General features: G+C 65.0%; 12 protein-coding genes. 8 read left to right on the top strand and 4 right to left on the bottom strand.

Going from position 1 to position 14,223, the window contains the following annotated elements:
* The first annotated feature begins 23 nt into the window (after window positions 1–23).
* A complete protein-coding gene (locus AOQ71_RS23395; protein ID WP_057751592.1) occupies window positions 24–1,388 on the top strand; it encodes an MFS transporter in 1,365 nt (454 codons plus the stop codon).
* 10 nt (window positions 1,389–1,398) lie between these two features.
* On the opposite strand, the gene AOQ71_RS23390 is transcribed toward AOQ71_RS23395, so the two are convergent.
* The 3 genes from AOQ71_RS23390 to AOQ71_RS23380 form a co-directional block, all read right to left on the bottom strand.
* Window positions 1,399–2,649, bottom strand: coding sequence for an arsenic transporter (locus AOQ71_RS23390; protein ID WP_057751814.1), 1,251 nt, complete (start codon window positions 2,647–2,649; stop codon window positions 1,399–1,401).
* A gap of 43 nt (window positions 2,650–2,692) precedes the next feature.
* On the bottom strand, window positions 2,693–3,133 hold the full coding sequence (locus AOQ71_RS23385; protein ID WP_057751812.1) for an EamA family transporter: 441 nt from the start codon (window positions 3,131–3,133) through the stop codon (window positions 2,693–2,695).
* Between the two features lie 127 nt (window positions 3,134–3,260).
* Window positions 3,261–5,738 (bottom strand): hybrid sensor histidine kinase/response regulator, encoded by a 2,478-nt coding sequence (locus tag AOQ71_RS23380; protein WP_057751590.1) that lies wholly within the window; start codon window positions 5,736–5,738, stop codon window positions 3,261–3,263.
* A 214-nt stretch (window positions 5,739–5,952) separates the two neighbouring features.
* Between AOQ71_RS23380 and AOQ71_RS23375 the strand changes: the two genes are divergently transcribed.
* The 4 genes from AOQ71_RS23375 (at window position 5,953) to AOQ71_RS23360 (ending at window position 10,532) form a co-directional block, all read left to right on the top strand.
* Complete coding sequence (locus AOQ71_RS23375; RefSeq protein WP_057751587.1) at window positions 5,953–7,023, top strand: zinc-binding metallopeptidase family protein; 1,071 nt, start codon at window positions 5,953–5,955, stop codon at window positions 7,021–7,023.
* A 173-nt stretch (window positions 7,024–7,196) separates the two neighbouring features.
* Window positions 7,197–9,212 carry an acetyl-CoA carboxylase biotin carboxylase subunit gene (locus AOQ71_RS23370; protein ID WP_057751585.1) on the top strand — a complete coding sequence of 672 codons (2,016 nt, stop codon included), beginning with the start codon at window positions 7,197–7,199 and terminating at the stop codon, window positions 9,210–9,212.
* A gap of 157 nt (window positions 9,213–9,369) precedes the next feature.
* On the top strand, window positions 9,370–10,236 hold the full coding sequence (locus tag AOQ71_RS23365) for an isocitrate lyase/PEP mutase family protein (RefSeq protein WP_057751583.1): 867 nt from the start codon (window positions 9,370–9,372) through the stop codon (window positions 10,234–10,236).
* A complete protein-coding gene (locus AOQ71_RS23360; RefSeq protein ID WP_057751581.1) occupies window positions 10,233–10,532 on the top strand; it encodes an acylphosphatase in 300 nt (99 codons plus the stop codon). Before AOQ71_RS23365 ends, AOQ71_RS23360 begins: the two co-directional genes overlap by 4 nt.
* 59 nt (window positions 10,533–10,591) lie before the next feature.
* On the opposite strand, the gene AOQ71_RS23355 is transcribed toward AOQ71_RS23360, so the two are convergent.
* The gene (locus AOQ71_RS23355) at window positions 10,592–12,112 is read right to left on the bottom strand and encodes a PAS domain-containing sensor histidine kinase (protein ID WP_057751579.1); all 1,521 of its coding nucleotides are present in this window, start codon (window positions 12,110–12,112) and stop codon (window positions 10,592–10,594) included.
* Window positions 12,113–12,264: 152 nt separating this feature from the next.
* On the opposite strand from AOQ71_RS23355, the gene AOQ71_RS23350 reads away from it, so the two are divergent.
* From AOQ71_RS23350 to AOQ71_RS48340, 3 genes are all read left to right on the top strand, one after another.
* Window positions 12,265–12,822 (top strand): GbsR/MarR family transcriptional regulator, encoded by a 558-nt coding sequence (locus AOQ71_RS23350; protein ID WP_057751577.1) that lies wholly within the window; start codon window positions 12,265–12,267, stop codon window positions 12,820–12,822.
* Window positions 12,823–12,838: 16 nt separating this feature from the next.
* Window positions 12,839–13,504: a DUF4166 domain-containing protein gene (locus tag AOQ71_RS23345; RefSeq protein WP_057751574.1), complete on the top strand. Its 666-nt coding sequence runs from the start codon at window positions 12,839–12,841 to the stop codon at window positions 13,502–13,504.
* Window positions 13,501–14,223 (top strand): NAD-dependent epimerase/dehydratase family protein (locus tag AOQ71_RS48340; protein WP_245317085.1); only part of this gene is annotated, 723 nt, incomplete at its 3' end. The genes AOQ71_RS23345 and AOQ71_RS48340, both read left to right, overlap by 4 nt.

The raw sequence follows: 14,223 nt of genomic DNA, 5'->3' as shown, positions 1-14,223 counted from the left end.
GAGTTTTGAAGAGAGGACCAAACATGCAGACAATGGCCATGCCACAACCGACCGCAAGCGAAACCGCGGTCCGCTACCTCATCACCAATTACAGTCCCAAGGGCAACAAGGTCGGCTGGCTGATGATGGCCTCGATCCTGGTCGAGGCCTGGGATCTCTATTCGATCGCTTTCGTGCTGATCTTCATCAAGGAGCAGTACAATCCGGATCCCTTGATGCTCGGCCTTGCCGCCGCGGGCACGCAGGGTGGCGCGCTGATCGGCGCGCTGCTCGGCGGCTGGCTGTCCGACAAGATCGGCCGCCGCGTCATGTTCCTGATCACGATGGTGATGTTCATCGTGCTGGCCCTGGCGCAGGCCTTTGTGCCCAGCGTCGGCTGGCTGGTCGTGATCCGCTTCCTGCTCGGCGTTCCGCTCGGTTCCGACATCTCGACCGGTTACACCTACATCATGGAATCCATGGCCAAGGGTGAGCGCGAGGTGATGGGCAACCGCTGGCAGTTCATGTTCGCCGTCGGCGAGGTGCTGACCATCGGCGTCATCGTGATCTTCCTTCTGATCGACATGCAGCACGAGATGCTGTGGCGCGTGACGCTGGGCCTCGGCGCGGTGCCGGCGCTGATCATCCTGGTGATGCGCCACGACGTGCCGGAGACGGCGGTGTGGCTGGTGCAGAAGGGACGCTACCGCGAGGCCAAGCAGGTCGCGCGCGAGATGTTCAACGACGATCTTGCCATGCTGCCGGACCAGGACGTCGAGGTGCCGAAGGTTTCGACCCGGGCATTCCTCGCCGACCTCAAGAAGGATCCGATCCGCTGGCGCGCCACCGTCTACGGCTGGATCGCCTGCTTCGCGCAAGGCAGCGAATTCTCGACCTTCGCGTTCTACCTGCCGGTGCTGTTCGTGATGGTCGGCGTCTCCAGCGTGCTCGGCAACAATCTGGTGACGATGGGCCTGTTCTGCTTCGCCGCGCTGTCGGGCTGGGTCGGCCCGCTGCTGACGCCGAAGATCGGCCATCGCGGCATCGCCATCGCCGGTTTCGGCATCGTGCTGGCTTCGCTCCTGGTCGCGGCCTTCGCGCTCTACACCGACAACAAGATGCTGCTGCCGTTCGCGGCCGCCGCCATGCTGTGGGGGCACTATTGGGACGCGTCGAACTGCATGACGATCCCGACCATGGTCGCCAAGCCGAAGTACCGCGGCACCGCCAGCGGCTTCGCCTACATGTTTGTGAAGCTGCCGTCGTTCCTGGCGATCTTCCTGTTCCCGTCGCTGTTCGCGGCGATCGGGCAGGCCAGCGCGACTCTGTTCGTCGCGATCTTCCCGCTGATCGGATTGCTTGCGGCAATCTTCATCCTGCCTGAGGTCTACGGCTACGAGAACGACTGACGTCGAAGCATCACCTGATCGCGGCAGCCAGTGCCGCGATCAGGGCCGGCGGCGTCACCAGCATGCCGAGCTTGAGGAACGGCCAGGCGCCGACCTCGATCTTCTCCCGCCGCAGCGCCACCAGCCACAGGATGGTGGCAAGCGATCCCGTGACCGACAGATTGGGCCCGAGATCGACACCGATCAGGATGGAGCTGACGACGGGCGTGGGCAGGTGATCGCTGGCAGCGACCGAGCCTGCGACGAGCCCGACCGGCAGATTGTTGGCGATGTTGGTGGCGATCGCGGTTGCGATGCCGACGCTCCAGGCCGCCTTCGGGACCGATTGCGCCACCGCTTCATGCAGCAGAGCGCTGAGCTGGCCGATGACGCCGGTCTTGATCAGCGCCTCCACCATCACGAAGAGACCGCCAACCAGCGGCAGCACGCTCCAGGATACGCCTCTCAGCACCGGCATCGGCGATTGGCGGCTGATCAGCAGCACGATGGCTGACGTCACCACGCCGCAGATGAAAGTCGGCAGCCCGAGCTGCTTGTCGAGTGCGGACGCTGTGACCAGCACGATTCCGACAGCGATGATGCCGACAGCCGTGAGCTTGCCGCCACGGCCGAGTGTTGGATGCGGCACGCTGCTTGCGATCGTTTCCTCCTTCAACGCGTGATGCTGGGTCAGGCGCAACACGATATAGGTCAGCAGGATCGACGCCGCCGAGGGCAGGGCGAACAGGCGCAGCCATTCGCTGAGCTGCGGCATGCGCGCGCCGAACACGACGAGATTGGCGGGATTAGAGATCGGCAGCACGAAGCTCGCGGCATTGGCGATGAAGGCGCAGACGAAGAGATAAGGCAGCGGTTTTGCGCCGGCCGCGCGCGTCGCGGCGTAGACGGCCGGCGTCAGCACGATGGCGGTGGCGTCGTTGGAGAGCAGCACGGTGACGACAGTGCCGACGATGTAGATCAGCAGGAACAGCCGTTGCGGCGACCCGCCGGCATATTCCACCGCAACCGCGGCGAGATAGTCGAACAGGCCCTCGAGCCGCGCCAGCTCGGCGATCAGCATCATGCCGATCAGGAAGAGATAGACGTCGACGCCTTTCTCGATGCCGACAAGCGCATCCTGCCAGGGCAGGAAGCCGAGCAGCACCAGCGCGCCGGCGCCGAGCACGGCCCAGATCGCCTCGGGCAGGTGGAAAGGGCGGATGATGACGCCGGCAGTCGCGACGGCGATGATGCTCCAGGCCCAGAGGGGGGCAGACGGCAGGCTCGGCACGGATAGTCCTTGGCGTGGAATGAAATTGGAAGCGTCAGAATTTCACGGCGAGCAGCACTGCCCCGGCGCCGATCATGGTGATCCCGGTCCAGCCCTGCGCGCTCGGCCGCTCGCCGAGAAAGGCGAAGGCGAACAGCGCCACCAGCACGACGCTGAGCTTGTCGATCGGCGCCACCAGCGTCGCCGGCCCGAGCTTCAGGGCACGGAAATAGCACAACCACGACGCGCCGGTCGCAAGCCCCGACAGCACCAGGAACAGGAAGGGTTTCGGCGAGACCGCCGACGGCACCGTGAACTGGCCGGTGAAGAACAGCAGCACCGAGAAGGCCAGCAGCACCACGATAGTGCGAATGAAGGTGGCGAGATCAGGATTAATGGTCTCGACGCCGACCTTGGCGAAGATCGCGGTCAGCGCGGCGAAGCAGGCGGAGAGCAGCGCCCAGGTTTGCCAGGCGGAGAAGAGGGCGGGTTTCATGTCATCGGTATCCGTTGTTCCAGGACGACGCTCCATCGTCGTCATTGCGAGCCATCGGGCCGCGCTTCGCGCGGACCGGTTGGCTCGCAATGACGGAATTTGTGGCAACGTCGTACAACTGTAGCACTCACCTCGCCACCGACAGTTTCTCCATGATCGCCTTGCGCAGGATGCGCGAGAGCGATTCCACCGAATACGGCTTCTGGATCAATTCAAAGCCGCGGTGAGCATTTTCCGCGAGCACGTTGCTGTAGCCGGAGGTGAGCACGACGGGCAGGCCCGGATAGCGCTCGCGGATGATGCCGGCGAGCTCGACGCCGTTCATGCCGGGCATGATCACGTCGGAGAAGACGAGATCAACCGCGAACTCGTTCTCGCCAAGGATGGCGAGCGCGGCGTTGGCGTTGGCGACGCGGCGGGTGACGTAGCCGAGGTCCTCCAAGAGCTCCGTCGAGAACTGGCCGACGTCGTCATTGTCCTCGACCACGAGCACGCGATAGCCCCGGCCGGTGGTGGCGCCCTCAGTGGTCAGCGAGGACGCTTCCTTCTCGGCGCTGGGGCTCTGCGCCTGCGGCAGATAGATGGTGAAGGTCGCGCCCTGGCCCGGTGTGCTCGTCACGGCGATGTCGCCTTCGGACTGTTTTGCAAATCCAAAGGCCTGGCTGAGGCCGAGCCCGGTGCCCTTGCCGACCTCCTTGGTGGTGAAGAAGGGTTCGAAAATGGCGTCGATGTTTTCGGGCGCGATGCCGCTTCCGGTGTCCGCGATCGAGATCGCGACATAGTCGCCGCTGCGCGCGGACTGCGCGCGCAGGTTCGGAATGCCCTGGACCTTGCGCACTGAAATGGTGAGCCGGCCTTCATCGTTCATGGCGTCGCGGGCATTGATGGCGAGGTTGATGAGGGCGGTCTCGAACTGCGCGATGTCGGCGACGGTGAAGCAGTCCGCATCGTCGATCTCGACGACAATCTCGATGCGGCCACCAACCAGCGGCCGGACCAGCTGCGCCACGCCCTCGACCTGGCTGCCGACATTGAAGATCTGCGGCTTCAGCGGCTGCCGGCGCGCGAAGGCCAGCAGCTGCGCGGTCAATTTCGAGGCGCGCTCGACGGTGTCGGAGATGGCGTCGACATAGCGGCGGCGGCGCTCCTCCGGCAGCTCGCGCCGGCGCAGGAAGTCGGTCGCCGAGCGGATGATGGTGAGCAGGTTGTTGAAATCGTGCGCGACGCCGCCGGTGAGCTGCCCGATCGCCTCCATCTTCTGCGACTGCCGCAGCGCTTCCTCGCCGCGGCGGCGCTCGGTGACGTCGACGGCTTCAGGCACCGCGCCGGTGATGTTGCCATGGCGGTCGAGCACGGGGCGGATGCTGAACTCGAAATCGCGCTCGCCGATGGGCAGACGCAGCCGCATCTCAAGCCGCACGGCTTCGCCCTTCAGCACGGTGTTGAAGGCCTCGCGCACGGTTGCGCTCATGCGTTCCGTAGCGGTGAACCAGGGCGTGTCCCAGAACGGCTTGCCGATGACCTCAGCAGAACTGGCCTTGATACCGTCGAGCGCTGTCTTGTTGGCGTAGAGCAGCTCGCCCTTCAGGTTGACCAGCCCCTGATACTGGTTGCTGGTCTCCAGGATGGCGCGCAGCCGGGCCTCGTTGGATTCGAGCTCGGCGGTGCGCTCGACGATGCGCTCTTCCAGCGTCTCGTTGAGCCTCCGCAGCTCGATCTCGGCCTGCTTGGCGGCGGTGATGTCGTGGGCGACGCCGATGAAGCCGATATGCTTGCCGGTCGGGTCCCAGCGCGGCTGCGATTCCGAGCGCAGCCAGCGCCATTCGCCTGATGCGTTCTTGTAGCGCGCCTCCAGCACGAACGGTTTGAGCGAGGCTTCGCCCTGGACCGATTGCTGCAACACACGCGGCAGGTCGTCAGGGTGCAGCACCTTGCGCCAGTCGAAGGCGATGGCCTGCTCGTAGGGCAAGCCGAGGAAGTCGACATAGGCCTGGTTGGCGAAGGAGCGCGTGCGGTCGAGCTTCGTCACCCAGATCGGCACCGGCGCGCTGTCGGCGATCAGCCGGAAGCGCTCTTCGCTCTCGCGCAACGTCTCGCGCGCCAGAGCCTGGTCGGTGATGTCGATATGGGCGCCAACCAGGCGGATGGCGCGGCCGTCGCGGTCGCGCTCGATCTTGGCGACGACACGGATCCAGCGGGTCTGGCCGTCGCTGGGGCGGATGATGCGATATTCGGCCGTGTAGTCCTCGCCGGTCGCGGCCAGCGCATCGAAGAAATGCTTGACGGTGGCATCGCGGTCGTCGGGATGGATGCGGCTGACCCAATCCTCATGCGTCTCGTCGGCGGCCTCGGGCGGCAGGCCGTGGATGATCAGATATTCAGGCGAGCGGCGGTTCTTGAAACCTTCGCGGAGGTCGACTTCGACCCCACCCACTTTGCCGATGCGCTGGATGCGCGCCAGCTCCGCCTCGCGCTCCTGCAGCGCACGATAGGCCTCGTCCCGCTCGCGCGCGATTTCTTCGAGGTGCTGGCGCAGCCGTTCGGCGGCGATGGTCTCGGGCAAAGGATCGTTCAAGGTATCGGCCGTTGTGATGCGGGGGCGCACGTGGCGGACCGATATTCACACAGACATAGCGTGATAGCCATTGCTCAAAAGGGAATAGCTTGAGGAAACGCCCACCGCACCGCATCCGGTGATGTGAATGAACGTGGGGGCTGGCTATTTGTTCCTAAAGAAGGAACGATGAGCGGCCTGCGCGCGTATCTGCGTGGCGCCATAGTTGACATCAGTAAGACACACCTTCCCAAGAGGCTCGATCTTGAAGCTCTTTGTTTGCCAGGACTGCGGCAACGTTCTTTATTTCGAGAACCGCGCCTGCGGACGCTGCGGCCACCGGGTCGCCTTCCTGCCGGAAAAGGAGACGATGTCGGCGATCGAGCCCGATGGGGAGGGTTGGAAGACGCTTGCGGACAAGGGCGAACGCCGGATGCTCTGCCGCAATGCCGATTACGACGCCTGCAACTGGCTGACCGATGCCGGCGATACCACGGGCTATTGCCGCGCCTGCCGCCACAACGGCATCGTGCCCGATCTCTCCGACCCCGCGCAGCTCGCCGGCTGGCGCGAGTTGGAGGTGGCAAAGCACCGGCTGTTCTATTCGCTGATCCGCTGGAGGCTGCCGCTCCAGACCCGGCAGGACGATCCCGAGCACGGCCTGATCTTCAATTTCCTCGCCGATGATCCCAACACCGGGCAAAGGATCATGACCGGCCATGACAACGGACTGATCACGATCGCGCTCACCGAGACAGATACCATCGAGCGCGAGCGACGCAGGCTGGAGATGGGCGAGCCTTACCGTACGCTGCTCGGGCATTTCCGCCATGAGGTCGGGCACTATTTCTGGGACGTGCTGGTGCGCGAGGGCGGCAGGCTGGACGAATGCCGCGCCGTCTTCGGCGACGATTCCGCTGACTACGGTGAGGCCCTGCAGCGGCATTATGCCCAAGGCGCGCCGGCGGACTGGCAGCAGAATTACGTCTCGGCCTATGCGACCACGCACCCCTGGGAGGATTTCGCCGAGACCTGGGCGCATTACCTCCACATCGTCGATACGCTGGAAATGGCTGGCGAGTTCGGCATGGAGGTGCGTCCGAAGGTCGACCCCGACGGGGAGCTGTCGACGCGGATCCGCTTCAACCCTTACGAGGCGCTGGACATCCAGGCGATCGTCGATGCATGGCTGCCCTTCACCTTCGCCATGAACAGCGTCAACCGCGCCATGGGCCTGCGCGACCTCTATCCCTTCATCCTGTCGCCGGCCGTGGTCGCCAAACTGGGCTTCATCCACAGCCTGGTCCGGGACGTGGCCAAGGGCGGAAAGCCATAGGGCGTCAAGGCCTCGGGCCCATACGGGTCTTGCGCTGGTACGCCAGAGCGGGCCGGATTTTGCCCGTTGCCTCCGGCCCATTTTGCTGTACCACGACAGGATACGGCCCCGTCCCACCGGCCCGCCAAGGCGTGGGGCAGGGTCCCGCCCAGGGGACGAAGCTCAAGAAAATCATGTTCAAACGCATCCTGATCGCCAACCGCGGCGAAATCGCCTGCCGGGTCATCAAGACCGCCCGCAAGATGGGAATTCAGACGGTTGCCGTCTATTCCGAGGCCGACCGCGACGCCCTCCATGTCGAGATGGCCGACGAGGCCGTCCTGATCGGCCCGCCGGCCGCGGCCGAGAGCTATCTGGTGATCGAGAAGATCGTCGAGGCGTGCAAAAAGACCGGCGCCGAGGCCGTGCATCCCGGCTATGGCTTCCTGTCCGAGCGCGAGGCGTTTCCGCGCGCGCTGGAAGCCGCCGGCATCGTCTTCATCGGCCCGAACCCCGGCGCGATCGCCGCGATGGGCGACAAGATCGAATCCAAAAAGGCCGCCGCCAAGGCCAAGGTCTCGACCGTGCCGGGCTATCTCGGCGTCATCGAGGACGACAAGCACGCGGTCAGGATTGCCGACGAGATCGGCTACCCTGTCATGATCAAGGCCTCTGCCGGCGGCGGCGGCAAGGGCATGCGCATCGCGCATTCCAAGGCCGAGGTCGCAGAAGGCTTCAATCTCGCCAAGGCGGAAGCAAAAGCCTCGTTCGGGGACGATCGCGTCTTCGTCGAAAAGTTCATCGTCGATCCCCGCCACATCGAGATCCAGGTGCTGGGCGACAAGCACGGCAACGTCATCTATCTCGGCGAGCGCGAGTGCTCGATCCAGCGCCGCAATCAGAAGGTCATCGAGGAGGCGCCGTCGCCGCTGCTCGACGAGGCCACCCGCCGTAAGATGGGCGAGCAGGCGGTCGCACTGGCGAAGGCCGTGAATTATGATTCCGCCGGCACGGTCGAATTCGTCGCCGGGCAGGACAAGAGCTTCTACTTCCTGGAGATGAACACGCGTCTCCAGGTCGAGCATCCCGTCACCGAGCTCGTCACCGGCGTCGACCTCGTCGAGCAGATGATCCGCGTCGCAGCCGGCGAAAAGCTCGCCATCGCGCAGAAGGACGTCACGCTCACGGGCTGGGCAGTGGAGTCGCGCCTCTACGCCGAGGACCCGTTCCGCAACTTCCTGCCCTCGATCGGGCGCCTGGTGAAGTATCGCCCGCCGGCGGAGGTGAGCAAGGACGGCATCACGGTGCGCAACGACACTGGCGTGCAGGAAGGCGGCGAGATCTCGATCCATTACGATCCGATGATCGCCAAGCTCGTCACCCACGCGCCGTCGCGTGCGGCCGCGATCGAGGCGCAGGCGACCGCGCTTGACTCGTTCTATGTCGACGGCATCAGGCACAACATCCCGTTCCTGTCCGCGCTGATGCATCATCCGCGCTGGCGCGAAGGCAATCTGTCGACCGGCTTCATCGCGGAAGAATTCCCCAAGGGCTTTTCCGTGCGCGTGCCCGAGGGCGAGGTCGCGCGTCGCATCGCCGCGGTTGGCGCCGCGATCGATCACGTGCTGGGTGAGCGCAAGCGGCAGATCTCCGGCCAGATGGGCGGGCGCGTCGTGCAGCGCGAACGCCGCCGCGCGGTCTGGCTCGACCGCCAGGAGATTCCGCTCGAGATTGCCCGCGAGGGCGATGCGATCGCAATCCGTTTCGTCGATGCCGACGGCACGGCCGGCAAGGCGCATCTGTTGCAGTCGCCATGGAAGCCGGGTGACCCGGTCTGGCAGGGCACCATCGACGGCCACTTCATTGCGGTGCAGGCGCGGCCGGTTCCCAACGGCATTCGCCTCGCGCATCAGGGCGTCGAGGTGCCGGTCTATGTCTGGACCGAAGCCGAAGCCGCGTCCGCCCGGCTGATGCCGGTGACGGCGGCCTCCGACACCGGCAAGAAGCTGCTCTGTCCGATGCCCGGGCTCATCGTCTCGATCGCAGTGACCGAAGGCCAGGAGGTCAAGGCCGGCGAGACGCTGGCCGTGGTCGAAGCCATGAAGATGCAGAACGTGCTGCGCGCCGAGCAGGATGGCACGGTGAAGAAGATCCACGCCAGCGCCGGTGCGACGCTCGCGGTGGACGCGCTGATCCTGGAGTTTGCGTAAGTGTGTGAGTGGGGCCCTGCTGGCCCCACCAACTCCGTCATTGCGAGCGCAGCGAAGCAATCCAGACTGCCTCCCTCGGAAAGACTCTGGATTGCTTCGCTGCGCTCGCAATGACGGAGTATGTTGCGGCTGCGTCGCAATAGTGTGAGAGGGCACCATGGCCTTTCGTTCCCGCCGCGAGAAACTGCGTTCGATCATTTCGGGCCCCACCTGCGTCCATCCCGGCTCGGTCTATGACGCGATCTCGATCCGCATTGCCGAGGATCTCGGCTTTCCGCTCGGCATGTTCGGCGGCTCGGTCGCCTCGCTCGCCGTGCTCGGCGACCCCGATGTCACGCTGATCACACTCACCGAGCTTGCCGAGCAGATGCGCCGGATGTCGCGTGCCGCAGGCCTGCCGGTGCTGGTCGATGCCGATCACGGCTATGGCAATGCGCTCAACGTGCGCCGCACGGTGCAGGAACTGGAGACGGCGGGCGCCGCCGGCCTCACCATCGAGGACACGCTGTTGCCGGCGGCCTTTGGCGAGGCCAAGGCGCAGCTGATCTCCCTGGAGGAGGGCGTCGGCAAGATGAAGGCCGCGCTCGATGGCCGCGGCGATCCCTCGCTGGTCATCATGGGCCGCACCGGCGCTGCCTCCATCACCTCGGTCGAGGATGCGATCCGTCGCGCCAGAGCCTATGAGGCGACCGGTGTCGACGCATTGTTCTTCACCGGCATCAAGTCACGCGCCGAACTCGAGGCCATCGCCGGCGCCACGCGTCTGCCCATCGTGCTCGGCGGTGCACCGGACGAATTGAACGCGATCGACTATCTCGCGGGCCAGCGCGTGCGCATCGCGCTGCAGGGCCACGCGCCGATCGCGGCTGCCATACAGGCGGTCTATGAGGTCCAGAGGGCGTTGCGCGAGGGCACGCCGCCGAAGGCGCTGAAGGGATTGCCGTCGGCGGAGCTGACCAGCCGCGTCATGCGCGAGGCCGATGTCAAAGTGCGCAGCGCCGACCTCCTTGGGCTGAAGCAATGAGCCGGGCGATCCTCCAGGTGATGATCCGTGGGCGCGTGCAGGGCGTCGGCTATCGGGCCTGGGTCGAATACCAGGCAACCGCGAGCGGCCTCGAAGGCTGGGTCCGCAACCGCCGCGACGGCAGCGTCGAAGCGCTGTTCGCGGGCGCGCCGAAGCATGTCGCCGACATGGTCGCGCTGTGCCGCCACGGTCCGCCATCATCGCGCGTGGACAGCGTGACCAGCGAGACGGCCAGCGTCGATGAACTGAACCTGCGCCGGGCAGGGGAGGCATTCTCGGTGTTGCCGACGGTGTAGGTGAACATCTATGCGCTCCATCGGCGGTCTTCACCTCTCCCTTCGGGAGAGGTGAACCATCACCGCGGCAGCTTCGAGATCGCTTCGCTCAGTTCGTGGATCTCATACGGCTTGCGCAGGATCGGGAAGTCGCCGCGCACGCCGGCGGCGGCTTCGCTGTAGCCGCTGGCGAGCAGGATCGGCAGGTCGGGGTGGGTCTGGCGCAACAGGTGCGCCAGGCCGAGCCCGTCCAGCTTGCCGGGCATGACGATGTCGGAGAACACGAAGTCGACGCCGTCGCTCTCGAGTTCGCGCAGCGCGGCTTCGGCATCTGCAACCCGGCGCACGCTGTAGCCGAGCTGCTCCAGCAGACCGGTGCTGACGAGTGCGACATCGGGATTATCCTCGACCAGCAGCACCGTGCCGCTGCCGCGCACCGTCGCCGCGTCTGGCGTCTCGTTCGACGCCGCCGCGGTTTCGCGCGGCAGCAGGATGGTGAAGGTCGTGCCCTTGCCGAGCTCGCTTGCGACCTTGATCGTGCCGCCAGCCTGATGCGCGAAGCCGTGCACCTGCGACAGGCCGAGGCCAGTGCCTTTTCCGACCGGCTTCGTCGTGAAGAACGGTTCGAAAATCTTGTCGACGACGTCGGAGGGGATGCCGAGCCCGGTATCGTTGACGGTGATGGCGACGTATTCGCCGTTATGGAGCGGATCGTCGAGGACGATGTTGTGCGCGCCGATCGTCACCGTGCCGCCGTCGGGCATGGCATCGCGTGCGTTGATGACGAGATTGAGCAGTCCCGTCTCGAACTCGGAGATGTCGGCCTTGACGGGCCAGACCTCGCGGTCGATGTCGAAGGCGAGATGAACCGCGCTGCCAACGCCGGCGTAAAGCACTTCGCGGATCGCCTCGATGCGGTCAGCCAAATGGATCGCCTGCGGATTGACGCTTTGCCGCCGCGCGAAGGTTAATAGCTGGCCGGTCAGTGCGGCGCCGCGCTTGGCGGCGGTCTCGATCGCCGAGATGGCGCGCTGGAACCTGGGATCCTCGGGATCGCCCTTCTTGAGGATGTGAAGGCTGCCGCTGATGATCATCAGGAGATTGTTGAAGTCGTGGGCGACGCCGCCGGTGAGCTGGCCGAGCGCATCGAATTTTTGCGACTCGGCAAGCTGTGTCTGCATCGCCTCGAGCCTGATTTGAGCATTGCGCCGCTCGGTGATGTCGCGCGTGATCTTGGCGAAGCCGACCAGGGCTCCGTTCTCGTAGATCGGGTCAATCACCACGCTGGCCCACAAGAAGGTGCCATCCTTGCGGACGCGCCAGCCTTCCTCCTCGTAGCGGCCCTGCTCGCGGGCGATGCGGAGCGCACGGGCCGGCTTGCCGTTGGCCCGGTCGGCCTCGGTATAGAAGCGCGAGAAATGCTGGCCGAGAATCTCTTGGGGCGAATAGCCCTTGATCCGCTCGCCGCCAATGTTCCAGCTCGTGATGATCCCATTGGGATCGAGCATGTAGAGCGCGTAGTCCGCGACCCCTTCAACCAACAGCCGGAAACTCCGTTCGCTTTCGAACAAGTCTCTCTGTTGACTGGACTTTTTGACCATTACGGACCCCGCCTCGACCGGAGCAAACGCCTTGAAGGGCCTTTGGTTCCCATCTGCTGAGAGGTTTTTAGGCAAATCTTGCGGACGGTATGCAGGTGGGGAGGCTTCGACAAGTGCTTGACACGCGGTCGATGTCGTCAGATATTTCTGTTATGACAGAAATAACCGGAAAGAAGAAACTCCCCGCCGCCGTCCAGCGCTTCATCCTGCATTGGGGCGACATGGGCGATCAGTGGGGCGTCAACCGCTCGGTCAGTCAGATCCATGGGCTGCTCTATCTCGCCGAGGCGCCGATGACCGCGGAGGACATCGCCGACACGCTCGGCATGGCCAGGTCCAACGTCTCCAATTCGTTGAAGGAGCTGCTCGCCTGGAACCTGATCCGGCGCGTGCCGATCCTCGGTGACCGCCGCGACCACTACGAGGCGGAGACCGACATCTGGGAGGTCGCAACGCGTATCGCGGCGCGGCGCAAGGAGCGCGAGCTCGATCCCGCGATCACGGCGCTGCGGGCCTGCGTGACCGATGCGGCCGACGATCCGACCATCAATCCGGTGGCGAGCAAACGGCTGAAGGAGATGCTCGCCTTCACCGAGCTCGCCGACCACTGGTTCATGCAGATGCTGAAAGTGCCGCGGCCGCGGGTGGTCGCCTTGATGCGGCTTGGCGAGAAGATCGCCAACCTGCTGCCGCTGGGCAAAGCCAAATAGGTTTGAGGAGGGTGCGATGACGTCGGCTCGATTCTCAGGCTCCAACGCACCAACCACTGCTCACATCAAACTGCTCGATGATCGGCGCTTCCGCACATTGCTGTCGGACGAGGATTGGGGCCGGCTGCCGCTCGCGACCTGGCGGCGCTTCTCCAAGCGCGTCGCCGATGGCGACAGCGTGGTCTATGTCGGCGTGGTCGACGAGGTCGCCTTCAGCGACATCGGCTGGTGGTTCGCGCAAGCCGCGCGCCTGATCGGCGGGCCACTTCCCACGGGGCGCGACACCGGCGTGCCCATGATCGTGACCGTCACCGAGGACGGTACGACGGGCGGTCAGACCTGGACCCGGATCTGCGCGCGCAAGCGCGGCTTTCCGCAGGTGATCCATTCGGCCAAGCGTTTCGCCGGCCCTACCGGGCTGGAGGAATATGTCGGCTTCGGCGTCTCGATGGCACTGCGCATCGCGGTCGAGGGTGAGACGCTGACCTTCCGCAGCGCCGGTTACGGCCTTCAGCTCGGACGCCTCTGGATCCCGCTGCCGCGATGGTTCACGCCGGGCGATCTCACCGTGACGCATCGGGATCTCGGCGAGGGCGCCTTCCGCTTCACCCTTGATGTCATTCATCCGCGTTACGGCGCGCTGATCCACCAGTCCGCCTTGTTCAGGGAGGCCGTGTCATGACCGCGCTGTTGTGGACGCTCATCGCCATCCAGATCGTGATGGGCGTGTTCGACACTTTTTATCACCACGAGTTCACCGAGCGCCTGGCCTGGCGTCCGTCGCAGCGTCTTGAGCTGAAGCTGCACGGCATCCGCAACATGTTTTATGCGCTGCTGTTCCTCATACTGGGCTGGCTCGAGGTCTATGGTGTGCTGGCGCTTTTGATCGTCGCGGTGCTGGTTGCCGAGATCGTCATCACGCTGATGGATTTCGTCGAGGAGGATCTGAGTCGCAAGCTGCCGCCGAGCGAGCGGATCAATCACACGCTGCTTGCGATCAATTACGGCGCCATCCTGGTGCTGCTGCTGCCGCTGCTGATCGCCTGGGCCATGCGGCCCTTTGGCGTCACCGTCGTCTATCAGGGCCTGCTCAGCATCGCTGCGACCGCCTGCGCAATTGGCGCGGCACTCTGCGGTCTCAGGGATTTTGCCGCGATGCGCCGGCTCGGCCGCCTGCGAAGCGCTCCGACGGACGGTCTCGTCGAGAAGCTGCCCGGCCGCAAGACCGTCCTCATCACCGGCGCCACCGGCTTCATCGGCAGCCGTCTTGCAGCGAGCCTCAGCGGAGCAGGGCACCACGTCATTGCGCTGATCCGCAATCCTGCGAAGGCCGAGATGCTGCCGCCCCCGGTGACGCTGATCACCAGCCTTGATCAGCTCCCAGCCGATACGCATATCGAC

This window comes from Bradyrhizobium manausense (genome assembly GCF_001440035.1).
GTDB classification, from domain to species: domain Bacteria; phylum Pseudomonadota; class Alphaproteobacteria; order Rhizobiales; family Xanthobacteraceae; genus Bradyrhizobium; species Bradyrhizobium manausense.
The sequence above is the reverse complement of the archived record's forward strand: the minus strand, read 5'-3'. Positions and strand labels throughout refer to the sequence as shown.